Raw genomic sequence first — 19130 nt, forward strand, 5'->3', positions numbered from 1 at the left:
TGGTTAAATAGGTACTTTCGATTTATTGGCAAGAGAAACCAATTGATAATGTTGAACATAAAAAAGAAAGCCCCTCAAGGCGTTAAGAATTAAGGGGATTTGCGAAATAAGCATTTAAACAGATTGTCGGCCTTCGAATGGAAAATCATCTTCCAAGTTGCGTCTTTTTAGGAGACCAAAGAAATTTTCAATTTCCCGTTCCGCGCTTAAAAGAGAATCTGAACCATGGATGACATTTTCTTCTTTTTTAGCGGCAAAGTCACCACGAATTGTACCTGGCATTGCTTCTGATGGACTTGTTTTTCCAATCATGAGACGAGAAACCTCAATTATGTTTTCTCCTTCCCAGACCATTGCAAAAACAGGACCAGATGTAATAAAATCCACTAATTCACCAAAAAATGGTTTATTTTGATGTTCCATATAATGATATTCCGCTTTAGTGCGGTTAACGCTCATAAGTTCTGCATGTAGTAGGGAAAAGCCTTTTTGTTCAAAGCGTTTGATGATTTCTCCGATTAATCCACGTTTCACTCCATCAGGCTTTACCATGATAAACGTGCGCTGTAAAGTCATATGATCACCTCGTAATAAAATAAATAGCATAAAAAGAACCGCCAGCGCGAAGCGCAGCTAAACTTTCTTTTTGAAGGTTGGTTCTGCATATTCTCCATTATGGCAAAATAATGCAGATTTCAAACCAGTCTTTATCAATAAAACCAAAAACACATTTAGCAATAGATAAATGGCTATTATCCTGTTTTATTATTGTTGCATTTTTTTCCCCTCCGTTAATAAGTAAGTCATCATATTTTTGCAAGAAATTTTATCTTGAAAAATTAAGGGCGCGCTAAGGAAAAAATGCTAAAATAGCTAGTAGCGGAGGGAAACAATGAAAAATGATTTTATTCACTTAATTGAAACTGAGTTATTAAAAAAGGCAGTGTTGGAGAGCAAAAAATCCCATAATCCAATTGTTGTAAAAAACATGCCTGCTGGATGGAAGTGTGTCGGTGTAGGAAATTATGCAGCTGTATTTATGCATTATACAGAGCCTGATCTGGTAGTCAAAATAAATGCAGTGGGAGCAGAAAATTTAAAAAAAGAAGCAGAAATATATAGGAAAATAAATAAACACCCTGCCTATTCCTATTTAGTTCATCAAGGTCCCAGCTATCTTATTCTAAAAAGATTAGAAGGAATTACCTTGTATAATGCCTTTGCTAAAGGAGTTAAAATTCCGGAAAAAGTAATTGATGATATAAATGAAGCTTTAGATTATGCCAGAAGCCGGGGATTAAATCCTTATGATATTCACGGCAAAAATGTCATGATGAAAGATGGCAGAGGATATGTTGTCGATGTCTCAGACTTTTATAAAGAGGGAAAAGATGAAAAATGGGAAGATTTTGTCCAAGCTTATTATAAACTGTACAAAAAAACTTTATATAAATTCCCAATGAAAATTCCTTTTAGAGCTTTAGATTTTATAAGGTATGGATATAGATTTTATAAAAAAATGAAATGCAAGCTCTCTAAAATCAACTAATATAATAAATTAATTACATATGATGTTGTATATTGCTGAAAAAAAAATCTCAAAAATAATTATTTAACTGTTGATGGCACTGTAGGACTTAATACATTCGCCAAGTTCTTTGCATAAAATATATGGGATGGTAATAAACTAGTTGTACAACATCATGAAGAAACATAAACACCCTGCTCTTTTTAGAGTGGGGTTCTTTTTTTTCATAAAAAAGCCACATCAAATAAAAAGAGAAGCTTGACAAAAATCTGCTGCTGAATATAGAAAGAAGGGTTTTTCCTGCTATTTCCTTTGTGGAGGGGGGGGGAACTGTGAAAGGAATTTCTGTTTTGAATATTGAAATATATCTGTCCTAGAAGTCCACGCAGCTGTGCAATAAATATAACAAAGCAACAAAATGCTTGAAATAGGGCGTTTTTTTTAGCTAATAAGACATGCTTGTGAAAGAAGGATATGTAATAATCGTGTCGAATGATAACGTATCGAATAAAGTTAAGGAGCATGTGAATGGAATATGTGGAAAGAACATGTATCCTCCATATCAGAAAAGTATCATTTCAGGCAACCCTCAACAGATAAGAAAATAGTGAAAATAAAACAATCTATCTTGCTTCTTCATTAGAAGAATTTATTAAAGGATGGGCTTTGGGAAATCTTTCTGTTTAGTAAAAAAAGTCTGTATCCTGTTGAATCATAGGGACATAAAGAAAACTGTAAGAGAATTTATGAAACTACGGTAAAAATAATAATAGCATTTATTTTTTTAAACTATAAGGCAATGTATCTATAAAAAAATAAACTGCAGCATATTGGATTGTTAAAAGGCTAAAGTTTTCGAAAAGAAAAATTAATCAAGGAATGGATGCTGAGCGGAGAGAAGTCTGAATAGAAATCAAGGAGAAAAGAATGAGTCAAAAAATGGTCCTAGCAGCAAGTGTATCTATCATACAAGAAAATAAGGTACTAATAATTAAAGAGAATAAATCTTATGCCATAAACAAATGGAATTTTCCAGGTGGGCGGATTGAATATGGGGAAGATATACTTTATTCTGCTTGCAGAGAAGTCAAAGAAGAAACAGGGTTTGATGTGGAGCTGAATGGTACAACTGGTGTCTATAACTTTAGCAGCAATACAGATGATCAAGTTATTTTATTTCACTTTACCGGTAAGATTATTGGCGGTTCGCTGCAACTGGAAGAGGAGATAATTTCAGAAAGCATGTGGATGAAGGCGACAGACCTTTTGCTAGTTGATTATGAACAGTTGCGGGAACCAAAAGTGTTTAGGCAAATAACAGATAAATTGATCAAAAAAGATATTCATTCCATCGATATTTTTAATAAACAGCTGAATAGATAGTGAAAAAAATTGATCTTGCTTGTTATATCTCTAGTGAGTTTCCATAAATGATTTATTAAGAATCTGCCAATGGAGGTTTTGTTCTTTATTAAAAATAATAAACAGAGACTTTATCATCTTTAATTATACTTCATCTTCTTTTTTGTTTATTGTGCCGATCTAGCCGAACAAGCCATCATAAAACTTTTGGAAGACGAGGACAGCTCCCATGCCGATGCGTGAACAGAGAGGAACATGCACCAAAAATGAATAAATCAAAACATGCAGCTAATAAGCAGTTTAGCTGCATGTTCCATTTTAAAGAGCCGCAGCCATCTTCTCCTTTGGGAAACTTCCCATGATTCTATCTCTAGATGCTAGTTTCTTGTTTGCTGAGTGCATTTTTTTCGGAAAAATAGGTATCTATCATTTCTAATAAATGAGTGGAAGCTTTTCGTAAAGTGTGTTGTTTTTCTTTAAATTTAGTTTTGCCTTAGAAGTAAACTTTGTAATTATTGACTAAATACTGTTAGTGAGATAATTAGAATGGATAATTTATGGAAAAGGAGGAGAGGTTTTGAGGGAAGAAGTAATTTGCATTGCTGCAAGTATAAGTACGGTTATTTTTATAGGTTTAGCAATGTTTCAAATTTTGCTTGCGTTAGAATTCCCTTTAGGCAAGGCAACAATGGGGGGATTTCACAAGGTGTTACCAAAAAAGTTGCGCTTTGCAAGTGGAGTATCTGCAATAATACTTCTTTTTATGGGGCTGGTTTTATTGCAGCAATCTGACTTTTTTTCGATTGGCTTAAGTGAAACATTAGCCAATACACTAACATGGATTTTTGCTATTTATTTAGCGATAAATACAATCGTAAATCTTTTATCTAAAAGTAAAATAGAAAAAAGTATAATGACTCCTATTTCTGGCATTTCCTTTATATTATGTTTGTTCGTAGCATTTTTTTGAAATAAATCTATCTGCTAATTTCGATTAATTACATACACAGCCAATAGAGTTTTCAGTAGTAGACTGCAAAACTAAGCATCAATTACTTAATAAAAAAGAAAAGATTATACATTTGACTCTGTTCAAGGAATTTGATAATTTTATCCTATTTTTTTGATGCAATCTAATTTATTTGTTTTTATGAAAACCATGAACAGAAAAAGGGGAGAGAAACATTACGATAATAACAAGTAGCTAAAAAATAATATTTTTAAAGTTTAAAATTAATTAGCCAAATTTTGCAATTTTTAGAGTATCATTTTTATGAACAGTTCGAACATGATGGTGAGAGTAAATATAACAAAAGCTACTTAAACTAGTGACTTTAAAGGAGGATAATTCATGTTAAAAGAAACGATGCATATTGCTGTTCCAACAGCATTTTATGAAGATGAATCATTAAATATACAAGGAACAATCGAGCATATTAAATCACTTTATAGCCAGGGAATACATTCCGTTCTTGTTTGTGGATCGACAGGAGAACAGCACAGTTTAACATTAAAAGAAAAATTAAAAATTCTTGACGCTCTTGCAGCAGAGGAAGAACTTATTGATAATATGGAAATCATTTTCGGAGTTTCTTCTATTAGACAAAAAGAAGCAGTAGAACTTGCAAAAAGAATTCAGCCTACTAAAATAGCGGCCATTTTGCTTGGATATCCACCTTATATCCTTCCGACACAGAAAGAAGCGTTGATTTATGCAAAAAAAATTATTCATTTCAGCGAAAAGCCAACTATTTTATATAATAATCCGAAAAGAACAGGTTTTGATTTATCATCAGAAAGTATTATTGAATTAAGTGATTTAGAATTGGTTATTGGACTAAAAGAAGCTGGCAGCACAAAAAGGGTGTTATCGTTAAAAAATGAGATTCAAAATAAAAATTTCTATTTTTATGCAGGTGGTGAAATGCAGCTAGAAGAAAAAATTCCATTAGGGTTTAATCGCTTATCTTCTATTGCTGGCAATGTATATCCACTTAAAGTGAAAGAATGGTTTATGCATATAATTTCTAAGCAAATAATAACAGAACAAGAAAAGTTGGAGATAACCAGTATACTAGATGAAGTGTATACTGGATCTCCTTTAGCTAATGTGAAAAAAGCCATAAATGAAAAAGAAATACCAATGGGAGTGTGCAGAAGTCCGCTGGGGAATGCTTAATCTAGTATACCGGCACATTTATCGTCATCACAATGCTTGAAACATATCGCAGTAAAGCGTTTTTTACTGCGATATGTTTATTTGACTATTTAATGGAAGAAATAGAATAGAAATATATAAGTCTTTTTATTATAGCCAATGTTTTTGTTGAATTCTAAAAAATGCTAGGGCATAAAATCAATTTAGCATTTTTTCTAAGTTAGCGGCAGATTTATTTGCTGCCCAAGTTGGCATGCGAGTAGATACTGAATGTAACGCCCTTAGTAGCATGCACTGGTCAAAATATTATTTTAATATGCGTATTACTGTGACTAAAAATTTCTGGTATAGTTATTCAAGTCAAACTATAAAAGATGTCCTTAAAGTGCTAAACTATTAATTTAATGGTATTAGCTTTCAAGTAATATGTTTGTTATTATTAGCGAGTGGAGCAGCAATAATAGAACCTATTCTTTTTGGTTCTGTAGTCTATTATTTGAGAAGTGAAATTTAGAACGCTTTAGATAGGATACTGGGATTTGACTGTTTGGAAAATAGTAGGAGGAAAGATGAATATGAATAATAATGATATACTCATTCGATTGAGATATGCTCTAGATATAAAAAATGCAGACATGGTGGAGATATTTAAACTTGGAGGCATGGAAGTAACAAAAGAAGAAGTGCTAAAGTTGCTGAAAAAAACAAAGAACAGTAACAAGGATGAAGATGACCATAATGATAATATAAATGAAGAAAATCTGCTATGCAGCAATTTCATGTTAGAGTCATTTTTAAATGGACTTATTATATTTAAAAGGGGAAAACAAGAGCCAAAACCAGGGCAATCTCATAGACCGGCAATGTCTGTAAAGGATAATGGAACTATGAATAATGTTTTGTTAAAGAAAGTGAAAATAGCACTAGCATTAACAAGTGAGGATATGCTTGATCTATTTGAAGAAGCAGGAGTCATTGTAACAAAAGGAGAGTTAAGCGCATTATTTAGAAAAGAAGGGCATAAGAACTACATAGAGTGTGGCGATAAATATGCTAGAAATTTTTTAAAAGGATTAGCATTAAAATATAGATAATAAAAATAACATTGTTGCTAAAAAGGAATGAATTTTTACACAAAATGATAATTCCTGTTAACTAATGGTATCACTTTTTATTATACATTAACGGGCTTTTGTCTCACGCTTCAAGATGATAAAAGAAGAAGAGAAATCTAGATGGATAGAAAATAGCGCGTAAAACCTGATTATTAGTTTCACTTTTCGTCTAAAAAGGCTAAAGAAGCAAGCCAAGAGTTAGTTAAATCTCCCCAATTCCTCACATAATAGCTCAAATCCTGTTATGTCATTGGATTTGAGCTATCATTGTTCTTAAACTAGTAAGACATTGATTTTTTAAAATAAAATTTTACGCATTCAATTAATATAATTAATTAACAGAACAACTAATTGGCTGAAAGTAATAGGTGTCTTTATAGTAAAATAAATTTGAATATAGATAACATGCATAAATAATATGATAATTTATTTGAAAATTTTATTAAACAGGAGAGGAATCAATCAATGGTAAATATATTGTATTAACTGAAGATAGTATTAAAGCTGTTGATTTATGGGGTGAGAATAGGAGGAAGTAATAGGAAGAAGGGGAACGCAGTATGGAATCAGTACCTGAATTATTTGCTGTTAAAAGAACTGGATAGGAGAGTCAGTTAATTAAAGCATCTGAATGAAATCAGGTGCTTTTTAGGTATTTTCCGTAATAGTACATAAAAATATTTGGTATTATGTTTCCATCAAAAACTGCAAAAAAGCTTGATTTCTAAAGAAGAAACCAAGCTTTTTTTATAATAAATATCCATTTGATTGAAGAAAAAACTGTGATTGCTGATAATTATAGGTCACTTTTGAAAAGTCGAATGGCTGGCCGTTTGTTAAATGAAAAATTCCTTCTACGTAAAGTTTAGGATCTCCTTTGTTCAGCCCTAAATAGTTTGCCTCTTCATCATTGAGTTTCTCTACATGAAGATAGGAATCGCTAAAGCCAACCTTTAATCCTAATCCTTCCCTAATATAGTTAAATATTGATTCAGAAACAATTTCTTTATTTAAATAGGAAATAATCGATTTATTATAATAGGATTCCTCTACACATAATGTTTGGCCATTAATATAGCGGATTCTTTTTACATAATAAACATCGGCGTTTGGTTCGATATTTAAATTATGGGCTGCTTCTTCTGTCGGTGTTCGTACATCTAACTCAATGATATTGGAAGTGATCTGGAAATCTTCCAAATCTTTTTTAAATCCTTGATTGGAAAGCAAACTAATATAACCTTTTCTTTTATGCCTTCTAACGAAAATCCCGCTGCCTCGGACTTGAAAAATGATTCCTTTTTTCTCGAGTAAGTCCAACGATTTGGTAATTGTACTTTTGCTTACCGCAAATTGAGCCATTAGAGTCTCGAGTACTGGCAGCTTATCTCCCTGCTGAAGAGCATTTTCTTCTATATATTTTTCTATTTCGATTGAGATTTCCTGATATTTTAACATATACATTCCTCATTAGCGTATTGATATCATCTATTATTCGAATTATAGCATAATCTTATTAAAAGCTCATTATAAAATTATGAACAAATAAAAATTTTATTTGGGTATCGATAAATTATACCGGTACAATTACAATATGATTGTACAATATATTATCACTAAAATAGAAATTAAATGCTTGGGTTATTGAGCGGCTGCAAAAGATAATAACCTGCAGGAGAAAAAACTCTTAACTCAATGATTTTGCATAATGCAGGCATCTGAAATCAGCATAGATTGTTGATAATGAAATTAGGGAGGAAATGAATATGACAAAAATGCCAAATGATTTTTTATGGGGCGGAGCACTTGCTGCACACCAATTTGAAGGTGGATGGAATCAAGGAGGAAAAGGGCCAAGTGTTGTAGATGTAATGACTGCAGGTGCACATGGGGTACCAAGAGAAATAACGGAAACGATTGAAGAAGGAAAATTTTATCCAAACCATGAAGCAATTGATTTTTATCATAAATATAAAGAAGATATTGCCTTATTTGCCGAAATGGGCTTAAAATGTTTGCGAACTTCCATTGGATGGAGCAGAATTTTTCCAAAAGGGGATGAAGCAGAACCAAATGAAGAAGGCTTGCAATTTTATGATAATGTCTTTGATGAATTATTAAAACATGGAATTGAACCTGTCATCACATTATCCCATTTTGAAATGCCATTGCATCTGGCAAGAGAATACGGCGGATTTAAAAATAGACAAGTAGTAGATTTTTTTGCAAAGTTTGCAGAAGTTTGTTTTATCCGATATAAAGACAAAGTAAAGTATTGGATGACATTTAATGAAATCAATAACCAAATGGATGTCCACAATCCGCTCTTCTTATGGACAAACTCAGGTGTTGTGGTAGAAGAGGGAGAAAATGCAAAAGAAGTGATGTATCAAGCAGGTCATCATGAATTAGTTGCGAGTGCAATAGCTGTAGCAAAAGGAAAAACAATTAACCCAGAATTCCAAATTGGAGCAATGGTTTCCCATGTGCCTATTTATCCTTACTCTTCAAATCCGGAAGATATCATGTTGGCAGAAGAAGTGATGAGACAACGATTCTTTTTTCCTGATGTACATGTTCGCGGGGCTTACCCGCAATATGTTTTAAAAGAGTTTGAAAGAGAAGGATATAACATCAAGTTTGAAGATGGAGATGAAGAAATCTTACGAAATGGTACCGTTGATTATTTAGGATTCAGCTACTATATGTCTACAACGGTTAAAAGTGATGTTGTACAAGACAATACAGGAGATATTGTAAATGGCGGATTGCCTAATGGAGTGGAAAATCCATACATTAAATCTAGTGATTGGGGTTGGGCAATTGATCCAATTGGATTAAGATATACATTAAATCGCCTTTATGACCGCTACCAAATACCATTATTTATTGTAGAAAATGGATTCGGTGCAATAGATACAGTAGAAGAAGATGGCTCTATTCATGACCCAGAACGAATGGAATATTTAAAAGCACATATTGAAGCATTAGAAAAAGCAGTAACTTACGATGGGGTGGATTTAATTGGCTACACGCCATGGGGAATTATTGATATCGTTTCTTTTACAACAGGAGAAATGAAAAAACGTTATGGCATGATTTATGTCGATCGCGACAATGAAGGAAATGGATCAATGAAGCGTTATAAAAAGGATTCTTTTGATTGGTATAAAAAAGTGATGGAGACCAATGGAGCGGAATTATAAAATACACATCCTGAAGTTTATAAATGGCTAAAACGGGAAAATGGCATTTTGCGGTTTTTTCGTTTTTTTAATAGTTCAACATAAAAGGAATTGCCTCACTTGTCAGCAGCTCCTTTTATGTTGAATAAATTGTGTAGCCACTTCATATCATTTTAACTTTTTCACCTGGATTTTTGCTTGAAAATTGATTTGTTTGAAATCGGCAAAGTTAAAGCTATTGCATACTATAAAAAAATGCATCAATATCATCCACTTTTGATACAAGATTAGGAATATCTCGAAATGATAGATTGGTTAAACAACTTTTTAAATAATACGTTTTTTCATTCGTATTTTTGTTTAGTCTTGATCCCAGTCTTGCATTAACAAAGCCAGATTGCACAACAACTGGATTCTCTTTTAAAAATTTTGCAATTTCATTAGATTTCACTGTATATAAAGTAGTATCCTTTTGATTATTGTAATATTGTCCAATTAAGTATCCTGCAATAGCATTTCCTTGTAAAAGAACAGATGATACAAAAAAATCACTTAATGGATTGCCTTTTTCTACAGAATATCCTGTTGGCGACATTTTTAGTAATTTTTTGTATGATTCAGAACTGGGAAGAACAACTTTTACACCTTCAAATTCTTCAAAAGTACCTAAGGAGGCAATTTCTTCTGGAGAATAATAAATTTTCTTCTCTTCTCGTTGTATTTCTTCTATGTCAGCAGCTGCTTCTTGCATCACTTGATTATGTATAGGGGTAGGGATATCAAATTTTTCACTAATAATTTCTGTTAATGCTTCTTGGATGGATTTTTGAACCAGTGGTCTTGCAGTATTGATAAATTGCTGAGTTACTTTGAATTTAAACCTTTCTTTTATCACAAATTTAATAAAGTCGTCATTGGGGCTTTCAAATATTTCTTTAATTACCGATTTAAATGATTGTGAGTATATAAGGGATTCAGCCAGAGATTTTATACTTTCATAATCATAAAGGTTTTTGGAAAATTTAACTAGGTGGTTAAAATCATCTTCATTATAGTTTGTTATATTAAATATGAAAAAGGGAGCAGAATCCATAATATTAGTATTATTTAAATCGGTAAAAAAGTGATATTCAATGCCGTTCGTTAAAATGCCTAGACGCACATTAGGAAAGGTGCTGAAGTATCTGCTTAATTGCGGGGCGCTTTTTGTTATTTTACTGTTCACTGGTTTAGCTTCCACAAAAATTTTGGGCTCTCCATTTATCGAAATGGCATAATCTACTTTTTCATTTTTTTTATGGAAATCTGCCGTAAATTCTGGCGTCACCTCTTGTGGACTATATGTGTCATAACCTAGGCCTCTAAGTAAAGGCAAAATTAAAAATTGTTTTGTAGATTCCTCATTCTTAATTAATTCCTTATTTTCGTTAACGACTTTATTTAACATTTCTAATGATTCCTTAAGATTCATATTAAACACTCTCCAAATTTGTTATTTTTACCATTCTATTCAAGCTTTCAAATATAAATTATAGTCATAATAAGTTTTTGAAATGTTAGTATCTATGTATGAAATGAACTATTAATCTAAGAATCTCTTCTGAATAAGATGAATGATCTGTATTTTATTTGTTAGATAAAAGTGGATAGCAAATGGAGCAATTAATTGTTTGAGTTTTTATTGGTTCTTTCGTATGTGATAACCTATATAGTACTTTAGTGCTTAAATAAATAATATCATTTTTTTTCCAAATTTTCTCTATATTTTATTGTTTTTTCATAATTTTCTCACGTTTGATTATTGCTATTATAGTAGTTCTGTTAATCCATAATCGAAATATGAGCTATAATTTAGGAGGGGAATTATTATGTGGTTTTTACATTTTTATTTTAAAAACTAAGAAATGAAAGGATATATATAATATAAGGAGGTATTATTCTATGGAAGAAAAGGAATATTATTTAATTACCACCAATTACGGAAGGCATCTTATATTAGCAGAAGATAGCATACAAGCTGTTAAACTGTGGGATGACAATAGAAAAAAGCTGTATGCTGAAGGAGAGCGAAGTATGAAAAAGAGTCCTCCGCTTTTTACGGTTGAGCGAATTGGTTATGAAAGTGAGTTGATTTTTTAATCGTATAAAATTGGAGGAGAGGAATCTACATGAATAATAGACTATTAAATTTTGTTGTTCTCTTTTTGATACTATCTACAATGGTAATAAATAATTTAAATTCACTGTATTTTTTCAAAACTGTTTTAAATAGCATGTCTATCATGCTGTTCATTATAATTGCTTGTGAACGTTTATTCCGCTATATAAAAAGAGGGAAAAATGCAGTTTAACTAAATAGAAATATAGCAAAATAAAAGGGCATCAAATTAAATGCAATTTGATGCCCTTTTAGAGGATACTTTTTATTTTAGGCTGTTTTCGCAAACTTTGTTGCTTTTTACCAAGTATTGAGCAGTGATTTTCGTTTCAGGATGCTCGCTTTCCGCGGGGCGGGCGTGGAGCCTCCTCGGCGTAAACCGCCTGTGGGGTCTCCACTATCCCGCTAATCCCGCAGGAGTCTCACACCTTCCACTCCAATCAACTAGCCTTGTTTATTGACTTCTCGCATTTACAAAGCTTTTGGAAAAACAACAATCTTTTAGAAAAGAGCCTTATTTTAAGAAGAAGTATAGGCCCCTCCATTAATATGGATTGCTTGACCTGTCATATAGGATGATTCATCAGATGCGAGCATCACATATGCCCATGCATGTTCTGACGGTTGTCCGGGGCGTCCGAACAAATTGTCTTCTTGGCCAAATTTTTCTACCCCATCTTCATCGAAAGAAGATGGAATCAGTGGTGTCCAAACTGGTCCTGGGGCTACCGTATTTGCTCGGATGCCTTTTTTTGCAAGGCTTTGGGCGATGCTTCGTGTCCATGCTGTTATGGCGCCTTTAGTTGCAGAATAGTCCATAAATTTTGGATTTCCTCGGTATGCATTGATGCTTGAGGTACTGATAATAGAGTCGCAAGCTTTCATATGATGCACTGCAGCTTTTGTTAAATAGAATTGGGAGAAGAAATTTACACGGAATACTTCTTCAAACTGTTCAGATGAAATCTCCAGCACATCTTCCCGCACATATTGAATCGCCGCATTATTTACCAGAATATTAATTTTGCCAAATGCTTCGACCGTTTTTTCTACTAAATCAATGCAATGATTTTCGTCCTTTATATCGCCAGGAAGCAGCAAACATTTTTGACCTTCTGCTTCTACGAGTTTTTTTGTTTCTTCGGCATCTTCTTGTTCATCTAAGTAAGAGATGGCAACATTGGCGCCTTCTTTTGCATAAAGAATCGCAACAGCTTGACCAATTCCCGAATCTCCGCCTGTAATAAGTGCAGCTTTGCCTTTGAGGCGGCCTACACCTTTATAGTTTTTGGGCTGATGAGGAAGGGGATTCATTTTTCCTTCCATGCCAGGCTGTTTATCCTGATGTTGTTTTGGTGTGCCATTTGTCTGCATATCTTTTGGTTCCATGTTTGTTATCCGCTCCTTTTTCTAATGGTTATATCTGATACTTTCCACAAGAAAAAGGAGCGTAAACATAAAAAATAGAACAGGAACTTTCCTATGATGAATGAGTAGTATAGTGGGTATTATGCAAAATAATCATTCTAATATTAGGGTTTTATATTAAAAAGGGACTTTATGGCTATGTTAATCGTATAAAAAGAAATACATGCGCCTAAATAATAAAGATGGTCCAGCTCTAAGGAACTGGACCATCTTTATTAATCAACTGGAATAGTCTGGCCGCTAATTACTGAAGCTATTAAAAAAGAAAATTATTGGCATGAAAGCTATTTTTGGCAATGTCTGAAGCATTTTCTTAGAATAAAAACTTTTGCTAATAAAGGTTCTCCTTTTCTTAATTAAAAGTGGGAAAAAATTTATATGATTATATTTGTACCAATAAATAATATATGTTACTATAAATTTAATAAGTTGGTATAAATGGAGGGGAGAAAATGAAGTTTCCACATGATTTTTTATTTGGAGCGGCTTCTGCTTCGTATCAAATTGAAGGAGCATGGAATGAAGATGGGAAAGGAGCAACAAATTGGGATGTCTTTTCCAAGATTCCAGGCAAAACGTTTGAAGGTACAAATGGTGATGTGGCGATTGATCATTATCATCGATACAAAGAAGATATTAAATTAATGGCAGAGATGGGGCTGGAATCGTACCGTTTTTCTGTTTCGTGGGCAAGAATTTTGCCAACTGGAGATGGAGAAATAAATGAAAAAGGATTGGAATTTTATAATAATGTCATTAATGAATGCTTAAAATATGGAATTGTTCCTTTTGCAACACTGTATCATTGGGATTTGCCTTTGCCTCTTGAGGAAGATGGGGGATGGACCAATAAACGTACAGCTGAAGCTTTTGTCAAATATGCAGAAATTTGTTTTCAGGCATTCGGAGACAGAGTCAAACATTGGATTACCTTTAATGAAACAGTCATGTTTTGCGGATTAGGCTATTTAAAAGGAGCACATCCCCCTGGTATTCAAAATGATGAGAAAAAATACTTTCAAGCAACACATTATGTGTTTTATGCCCATGCAAAAGCAGTAGAAGTTTACAAGAAACTAAATCAATATGGAGAAATTGGCATTACTCATGTTTTTTTGCCAGCTTATAGTGTAGATGAAAAACAAGAGAATATAGTTGCGGCAAGGCATGCGAATGAATATGAAACGTTCTGGTATTATGATCCTATTTTAAAAGGAAAGTATCCAAGCTATGTGGTAGAGCAATTGGAGCAGAAAGGCTGGACGCCAACTTGGACAGAAGAAGAACTCGCTACGCTGAAAAGAAATGCAGGCAATAATGATTTTATTGGACTGAATTATTACCAGCCAATTCGCGTAGAAAAAAATCATCAAACGGCCTTATCGATGGAGCATTCAAGGGAATCTTCCACATTATCACCAGGAAACCCGTCTTTTGATGGTTTTTATAAAACAGTAAAAATGGAAGATAAAACCTATACAAAATGGGGCTGGGAAATCTCGCCACAAGGATTTTTAGACGGTCTGCATATGTTAAAAGAGCGTTATGGCGACATTAAAATGTATGTAACAGAAAATGGGCTCGGGGATGAGGATCCAATTATAGACGGTGAAATAGTAGATGTTCCCCGGATTAAATATATTGAAGAACATTTAAAAGTGATAAAGCTTGCCATTAAAGAAGGCATTCATTTAAAAGGATATTATGCATGGTCTGCAATTGATTTATTAAGCTGGCTCAATGGGTATAAAAAACAGTATGGATTTATCTATGTTGATCATCAAAACCAATTAAACCGCAAGAAAAAACTTTCTTTTCATTGGTATAAACATATCATTGAAACCCGAGGAGAAGAGCTGTAAGGGCAAAAATTTTGTGTGCAGTCTATGAAAAAAGGATATTGCAAGCTCGCCTCTTGATGTTAATCAAGAGGTTTTGTGTATAATAGAAGCAGGAAATATCGGAACAAATGATAGGGAGATATTATGACTGTAAAATATAAAGAAATAGCGGATCGTCTGGAACAGGATATACAAACTGGAAAATTTGATGATACGAAAAAACTGCCGACAGAAGATGTACTGATGAAGAAATTTGAAGTAAGCCGCAACACCATCCGTAAAGCGATTAATCAGCTTGTTAATCGAGGTTATATTTATCAAGTGCAAGGAAGCGGCATGTTTCTGCGGGAACAACCGGTAACCGATTATATAAATTTAGGGAGCCTTAGAGGACTAACAAAAGATTTGGCCGGAAAAGAAATTGAGACGAAAATCCTTGCCATACAAGTGATAGAAGCTGATGAAGAAAAAGCAAAAAAATTGCGCTGCACAAAAGGCACAAAACTTTATTATGTAAAGCGGCTGCGAATTGTTGATAAGGAGCCATTTTCCATTGAAATCAGCTACTTTAATAAAGATATTGTCCCATATTTAAATGAAGAGATCGCATCCCATTCTATTTACAGCTATCTGATAAATGACTTAAAGTTAAACATTAGTTTTGCCGATAAAGTCATCAACTGTGAAAAAATCAAGGAAGAAACAGCAAAATTGCTTCAGGTTCATCCCAATGATCCAGCATTAATCATTGAAAATACAGTATGTTTGGCAAATGGAACGATCTTTGAACTATCTAAATCTATTTTCCATTATCAAAAAGCAAAAATCCTAAACCGCATTAATTTTCAATGAAAATTAAAAAAGTTTTCATTGAAGACGGGCAGAAAATTAATAAGTGGTTAAAAATATCAAAAAGAGCGGAAGAATTCACTTCGTTCTTTTTTTCTATTATTTGATTGTATTTTACAGAATCTGCACGTTATCAAAATAAATATTTATCGAAAAAATAAGCAATATTAATTGGATTTCTAGCCATACTAATACAGATTTAAATTTAGTTAGGAGGCTATCTTATGGGAAGAGCGAACAAGCAAAAGGCTTCAGGAAATAAAAATTCATTGCCGCAAACACCTGGAAATTTAAAAATAGAAGCCAACCGCGTTGACGAAGAATTTGCTTCTGAGCTAGGCGAAAAAGAGAAATTAAACGTTCCAAAACCTAAATAAAAAGAGAAAGATTTTAGAGCAAAAAAGATTACGGATGATACGTAATCTTTTTTGATTATATCTGTTATAAAGGGCTGGATTTTTTCCGCTCATTAAATAAAGGCACACTAATAACTAGAAAAAAAGATGGGAATAGATGAAGAAAAACATGGTGGAAAAAGGGCACAGAAGCTTAATGGAATGGTATGTTTTTAATGATTTATTGGGATACAGAGAGCTGTCTTTGCATATAGTCGCACTTAAAAGGATAGTATTAAAAATCAAGAACTTATTTTTTATATACAATAAAAAATGATTTCCTTTTTGCTGAATGTTCGGCGAGAAATTGCTGAAATGCCTGCAAGACTTTTTTGGCAAATAGTTCATTTTCTCCTTTTTTTCTTATCACACCATAACTTAGCTTGCTTTGGCAAGTTGCATCACTGAGATGCACATAATTTTCTAAGTCTAATTCAATAAAGAACTGCACTTCGATTCCTTCCTCGTTTTTTATGGAAACAAGGTAATTTCCGAACTCTTCGATCAGGACCTCGATGACCCATCCTTGTTGCTCCCTTTCCGCTAAAAATTCCTGCGCTAATCGTATAAAAGTAGTTAATTCCATTTTGATTATTCACATCCTTTTCTCTAGTGGAAATAAAGAGAGCATCTGTAAAGGCCTTAACAGGTAGTTTAAAGTCTTATGCTATCCTTATCACTATATGCAGCAGAATTACTGAAAAGAAGACCTAAAAAAGGAAATAGAATAAATTATAAATTCTCCTGATGTCTATTTTTAAAGGATTTCTAACTGGTTTTATCATTCAAAGAGTAAAAAATGAAAGTTAGTATAAAATATAACAAAAAAAGGATTCTTTTATGATTGGACTTTTTTTATCGATTATTATTTTTAACATGGCAGCATTCCGTATAAATGCACATTTATCAAAAAAACAGATTGCTCATATATGGATGTTTACAGTGGCATTCCAAACAGTTGTGGATGTTATGATAGATTTGAAATATGGAGGGTATTGGTATTTTTCTAAAGATATTGATTGGCTGTCTCTACTGGCAGTAACAGTATTATTGCCCCCTGTGAATATGGTGTTTTTAAATTGGTATCCGCTGAATGCTTCTATAAAAAAGAAAATTGTTTATTTCTTTTATTGGGAAATTTTTATGGTAGGTTATGAATTGTTGACATTACTTCCTGAACCATGGGGATATTTTCATTATGGATGGTGGAATTGGTGGTATTCCGCGCTTTGCAATCCTGTTCTTTTATCTATTTTATTAAAATACTATAAGTCGTTTGTTCAATAAGCTGAAGCATTATTGTATACAATATTTTCAGCTTATTGATACAAGCATATAAACCAATGCATAAAAAGTGTTTAATATAAATCAATTATCTTAATGAGTAGCAGGGTGGTTCTTGCTATACGTTGGCACATAAGTTTTATCATTAGAAATGATCTGTTTTTTTGCTAGAATAGTAGAGGAAGACTAAAAGAGAAGCACGTTATGAATGAACAAAACAATTGGAATATCGGCACATGTAGATGCAGGAAAAACCACCTTTTCTGAACAGCTGCTTTACTTAAGCGATCCGAAAAAAACAACTGCTTCCACTTCAAAAACAACAACTTATTCTTTGCCGACAGGTGTATATAAAAAAAGGCATAAAGGAAATGGAGTAAAACAACTCCAAGTGGCCTTAAATAAATTGAATTTTAATTGTGGAACTCTTGATGGGATTTTTGGGGGCAAAAACGGAGGATGCCTTAAGACGGTTCCAAAGTGTTTATTGCAACCCGGTAGATGGCATTTATGGAGCTAAAACATGTTCTGCCATGTTAACACAATTGAACAAGTAAGCAATAAGGCATTTTAGAGCAATAACCTTATGAAAGAATAAGATGAGAATGCAAAATGGTCCATTTTAAATGACTATAAAAAGAAAACAAACATCCTCTCCTGTTATAGGGAAGAGGATGTTTGTTTTCTTTTTTAAGCGGATAAATTTTGATCAGGGTTTTCTTCTTTTTCCTTTTTATCTTTCATACGGCTAAATATATTGGCAAGCAGAGAGCCGGAAATATTATGCCATACGCTGAAAATGGCACTTGGAACGGCAGCAAGAGGCGAGAAATGGGCAGAAGCGATAGCTACTCCTAAACCGGAATTCTGCATACCGACTTCCATTGCCACTGCTTTTTGTTTGGCAAGGTCCATGCCGCATAATCGGGCAAAAAAGAATCCAATTAAAAATCCAAGTACATTGTGTAAAATAACTACTCCGAAAATCAGCAGTCCTGTTTCGGCGATTTTAGCTGCACTGCCTGCAACGACAGCAGATACAATTAAAACGATTGCAATAACGGAAACTAATGGCATTGCTTTTGCGCCAGCGCTGGCTTGTTTTCCAAAGAATTTTTTAATGATGGCCCCTAGCACTAATGGCACAATCACGACTTGCACAATTGAAAGGAATAAGGAACCAACACTGATATTTATCCATTTGCTTGCAAATAAAAGGATTAATAGCGGTGTAACAATTGGTGCAATAATAGTAGAAACAGAGGCAATGGCAACTGCAAGGGCGACATTGCCTCTTGCTAAAAATACCATAACATTTGATGCTGTGCCGCTTGGGCAACAGCCAACTAAAATGACTCCTATTGCAACTTCTTTCGGCAAATCAAGGCCAATTGCAAGCCCAAAGGCAATTAAAGGCATAATAATAAAGTGGCCGATAACTCCAAGTGCTACATCTTTTGGCCTTTTCATCACTTCTTTAAAATCGGATGCTTCTAAAGTTAAACCCATTCCAAACATAACAATTCCAAGTAACGGAACAATATAATTTCCTAGCCAAACGAATTGATCTGGGGAAAAATAAGCAATAATAGCAAAAAACAACACCCATAGAGTAAATGTTTTCCCCGCAAAACTACTGACTTTTTCAATGACTTCCATCCAAAACCCTCCAAATACTTTGTCAGATTATCTAACAAATTTTCTATCTGTTTATACTAATTTAAATATTTTAAAAAATCAATATATTTTTCAGTTATTTTGCGATTTGCAGATGTAAAGAGGAGATTTCTTCTAGTATATATTTGTAAATGAATAATAGATGAAAAA

General features: G+C 33.2%; 18 protein-coding genes and 1 pseudogene. 13 read left to right on the forward strand and 6 right to left on the reverse strand.

Features of this window, described 5'->3' with window-relative positions; all coding sequences use genetic code 11:
• Window positions 1-114 precede the first annotated feature (114 nt).
• The gene (gene ndk, locus NCCP28_RS11780) at window positions 115-576 is read right to left on the reverse strand and encodes a nucleoside-diphosphate kinase (protein WP_248561592.1); all 462 of its coding nucleotides are present in this window, start codon (window positions 574-576) and stop codon (window positions 115-117) included.
• 316 nt (window positions 577-892) lie between these two features.
• Here ndk and NCCP28_RS11785 point away from each other — a divergent pair, with 316 nt between their 5' ends.
• The 5 genes from NCCP28_RS11785 to NCCP28_RS11805 all read left to right on the forward strand — a co-directional run bounded on the left by NCCP28_RS11785 (window position 893) and on the right by NCCP28_RS11805 (window position 6142).
• Window positions 893-1549, forward strand: coding sequence for a serine/threonine-protein kinase (locus NCCP28_RS11785; RefSeq protein ID WP_248561593.1), 657 nt, complete (start codon window positions 893-895; stop codon window positions 1547-1549).
• Window positions 1550-2455: 906 nt separating this feature from the next.
• Window positions 2456-2911: an NUDIX hydrolase gene (locus tag NCCP28_RS11790; RefSeq protein ID WP_248561594.1), complete on the forward strand. Its 456-nt coding sequence runs from the start codon at window positions 2456-2458 to the stop codon at window positions 2909-2911.
• Window positions 2912-3467: 556 nt separating this feature from the next.
• Window positions 3468-3860, forward strand: a complete 393-nt coding sequence (locus NCCP28_RS11795; RefSeq protein ID WP_248561595.1) for a hypothetical protein — start codon at window positions 3468-3470, stop codon at window positions 3858-3860.
• Between the two features lie 381 nt (window positions 3861-4241).
• A complete protein-coding gene (locus NCCP28_RS11800; protein ID WP_248561596.1) occupies window positions 4242-5069 on the forward strand; it encodes a dihydrodipicolinate synthase family protein in 828 nt (275 codons plus the stop codon).
• 548 nt (window positions 5070-5617) lie between these two features.
• A complete protein-coding gene (locus NCCP28_RS11805) occupies window positions 5618-6142 on the forward strand; it encodes a YehS family protein (protein ID WP_248561597.1) in 525 nt (174 codons plus the stop codon).
• A gap of 768 nt (window positions 6143-6910) precedes the next feature.
• On the opposite strand, the gene NCCP28_RS11810 is transcribed toward NCCP28_RS11805, so the two are convergent.
• Entirely contained in the window at window positions 6911-7621 is a 711-nt protein-coding gene (locus NCCP28_RS11810) for a GntR family transcriptional regulator (protein ID WP_248561598.1), read from the reverse strand.
• Between the two features lie 308 nt (window positions 7622-7929).
• Here NCCP28_RS11810 and bglA point away from each other — a divergent pair, with 308 nt between their 5' ends.
• Window positions 7930-9369, forward strand: coding sequence for a 6-phospho-beta-glucosidase (bglA, locus tag NCCP28_RS11815; protein WP_248561599.1), 1440 nt, complete (start codon window positions 7930-7932; stop codon window positions 9367-9369).
• A 214-nt stretch (window positions 9370-9583) separates the two neighbouring features.
• Here the strand turns inward: bglA and NCCP28_RS11820 are convergent, their stop codons facing one another.
• Window positions 9584-10819: a type I restriction endonuclease gene (locus NCCP28_RS11820; protein WP_248561600.1), complete on the reverse strand. Its 1236-nt coding sequence runs from the start codon at window positions 10817-10819 to the stop codon at window positions 9584-9586.
• A 470-nt stretch (window positions 10820-11289) separates the two neighbouring features.
• Here NCCP28_RS11820 and NCCP28_RS11825 point away from each other — a divergent pair, with 470 nt between their 5' ends.
• On the forward strand, window positions 11290-11487 hold the full coding sequence (locus NCCP28_RS11825; protein ID WP_248561601.1) for a hypothetical protein: 198 nt from the start codon (window positions 11290-11292) through the stop codon (window positions 11485-11487).
• 538 nt (window positions 11488-12025) lie between these two features.
• Here the strand turns inward: NCCP28_RS11825 and NCCP28_RS11830 are convergent.
• Window positions 12026-12895 carry an SDR family oxidoreductase gene (locus NCCP28_RS11830; protein ID WP_248561602.1) on the reverse strand — a complete coding sequence of 290 codons (870 nt, stop codon included), beginning with the start codon at window positions 12893-12895 and terminating at the stop codon, window positions 12026-12028.
• Window positions 12896-13386: 491 nt separating this feature from the next.
• Here NCCP28_RS11830 and NCCP28_RS11835 point away from each other — a divergent pair, with 491 nt between their 5' ends.
• The 3 genes from NCCP28_RS11835 (at window position 13387) to NCCP28_RS11845 (ending at window position 16001) form a co-directional block, all read left to right on the forward strand.
• On the forward strand, window positions 13387-14796 hold the full coding sequence (locus NCCP28_RS11835) for a GH1 family beta-glucosidase (protein WP_248561603.1): 1410 nt from the start codon (window positions 13387-13389) through the stop codon (window positions 14794-14796).
• A 123-nt stretch (window positions 14797-14919) separates the two neighbouring features.
• Window positions 14920-15627 carry a GntR family transcriptional regulator gene (locus NCCP28_RS11840; protein WP_248561604.1) on the forward strand — a complete coding sequence of 236 codons (708 nt, stop codon included), beginning with the start codon at window positions 14920-14922 and terminating at the stop codon, window positions 15625-15627.
• A 221-nt stretch (window positions 15628-15848) separates the two neighbouring features.
• Complete coding sequence (locus NCCP28_RS11845) at window positions 15849-16001, forward strand: YfhD family protein (RefSeq protein ID WP_248561605.1); 153 nt, start codon at window positions 15849-15851, stop codon at window positions 15999-16001.
• 268 nt (window positions 16002-16269) lie between these two features.
• Here NCCP28_RS11845 and NCCP28_RS11850 read toward each other — a convergent pair whose 3' ends face one another.
• The gene (locus tag NCCP28_RS11850) at window positions 16270-16605 is read right to left on the reverse strand and encodes a hypothetical protein (protein WP_248561606.1); all 336 of its coding nucleotides are present in this window, start codon (window positions 16603-16605) and stop codon (window positions 16270-16272) included.
• Window positions 16606-16859: 254 nt separating this feature from the next.
• Between NCCP28_RS11850 and NCCP28_RS11855 the strand changes: the two genes are divergently transcribed.
• The 3 genes and pseudogenes from NCCP28_RS11855 to NCCP28_RS23825 all read left to right on the forward strand — a co-directional run bounded on the left by NCCP28_RS11855 (window position 16860) and on the right by NCCP28_RS23825 (window position 17860).
• Window positions 16860-17306 (forward strand): hypothetical protein, encoded by a 447-nt coding sequence (locus NCCP28_RS11855; RefSeq protein ID WP_248561607.1) that lies wholly within the window; start codon window positions 16860-16862, stop codon window positions 17304-17306.
• Between the two features lie 205 nt (window positions 17307-17511).
• Window positions 17512-17583, forward strand: a pseudogene (locus tag NCCP28_RS23820) (hypothetical protein); the annotation flags it as partial.
• Between the two features lie 151 nt (window positions 17584-17734).
• Window positions 17735-17860, forward strand: a complete 126-nt coding sequence (locus NCCP28_RS23825; RefSeq protein WP_375709395.1) for a peptidoglycan-binding domain-containing protein — start codon at window positions 17735-17737, stop codon at window positions 17858-17860.
• A 133-nt stretch (window positions 17861-17993) separates the two neighbouring features.
• Here the strand turns inward: NCCP28_RS23825 and NCCP28_RS11865 are convergent, their stop codons facing one another.
• Complete coding sequence (locus NCCP28_RS11865; protein ID WP_248561609.1) at window positions 17994-18962, reverse strand: bile acid:sodium symporter family protein; 969 nt, start codon at window positions 18960-18962, stop codon at window positions 17994-17996.
• Window positions 18963-19130: the final 168 nt, after the last annotated feature.

This window comes from Niallia sp. NCCP-28, assembly GCF_023168165.1.
GTDB lineage: Bacteria > Bacillota > Bacilli > Bacillales > Cytobacillaceae > Niallia.

What these genes read in the sequence shown, in the direction of transcription:
- NCCP28_RS11805 (WP_248561597.1), top strand. Translation starts at nt 5,618, where the DNA reads ATGAATATGAATAATAATGATATACTCATTCGATTGAGATATGCTCTA.
- NCCP28_RS11785 (WP_248561593.1), top strand. Translation starts at nt 893, where the DNA reads ATGAAAAATGATTTTATTCACTTAATTGAAACTGAGTTATTAAAAAAG.
- bglA (WP_248561599.1), top strand. Translation starts at nt 7,930, where the DNA reads ATGACAAAAATGCCAAATGATTTTTTATGGGGCGGAGCACTTGCTGCA.
- ndk (WP_248561592.1), bottom strand. Translation starts at nt 576, where the DNA reads ATGACTTTACAGCGCACGTTTATCATGGTAAAGCCTGATGGAGTGAAA.
- NCCP28_RS23825 (WP_375709395.1), top strand. Translation starts at nt 17,735, where the DNA reads ATGGGATTTTTGGGGGCAAAAACGGAGGATGCCTTAAGACGGTTCCAA.
- NCCP28_RS11850 (WP_248561606.1), bottom strand. Translation starts at nt 16,605, where the DNA reads ATGGAATTAACTACTTTTATACGATTAGCGCAGGAATTTTTAGCGGAA.
- NCCP28_RS11810 (WP_248561598.1), bottom strand. Translation starts at nt 7,621, where the DNA reads ATGTTAAAATATCAGGAAATCTCAATCGAAATAGAAAAATATATAGAA.
- NCCP28_RS11835 (WP_248561603.1), top strand. Translation starts at nt 13,387, where the DNA reads ATGAAGTTTCCACATGATTTTTTATTTGGAGCGGCTTCTGCTTCGTAT.
- NCCP28_RS11800 (WP_248561596.1), top strand. Translation starts at nt 4,242, where the DNA reads ATGTTAAAAGAAACGATGCATATTGCTGTTCCAACAGCATTTTATGAA.
- NCCP28_RS11845 (WP_248561605.1), top strand. Translation starts at nt 15,849, where the DNA reads ATGGGAAGAGCGAACAAGCAAAAGGCTTCAGGAAATAAAAATTCATTG.
- NCCP28_RS11855 (WP_248561607.1), top strand. Translation starts at nt 16,860, where the DNA reads ATGATTGGACTTTTTTTATCGATTATTATTTTTAACATGGCAGCATTC.
- NCCP28_RS11840 (WP_248561604.1), top strand. Translation starts at nt 14,920, where the DNA reads ATGACTGTAAAATATAAAGAAATAGCGGATCGTCTGGAACAGGATATA.
- NCCP28_RS11820 (WP_248561600.1), bottom strand. Translation starts at nt 10,819, where the DNA reads ATGAATCTTAAGGAATCATTAGAAATGTTAAATAAAGTCGTTAACGAA.
- NCCP28_RS11865 (WP_248561609.1), bottom strand. Translation starts at nt 18,962, where the DNA reads ATGGAAGTCATTGAAAAAGTCAGTAGTTTTGCGGGGAAAACATTTACT.
- NCCP28_RS11790 (WP_248561594.1), top strand. Translation starts at nt 2,456, where the DNA reads ATGAGTCAAAAAATGGTCCTAGCAGCAAGTGTATCTATCATACAAGAA.
- NCCP28_RS11825 (WP_248561601.1), top strand. Translation starts at nt 11,290, where the DNA reads ATGGAAGAAAAGGAATATTATTTAATTACCACCAATTACGGAAGGCAT.
- NCCP28_RS11830 (WP_248561602.1), bottom strand. Translation starts at nt 12,895, where the DNA reads ATGGAACCAAAAGATATGCAGACAAATGGCACACCAAAACAACATCAG.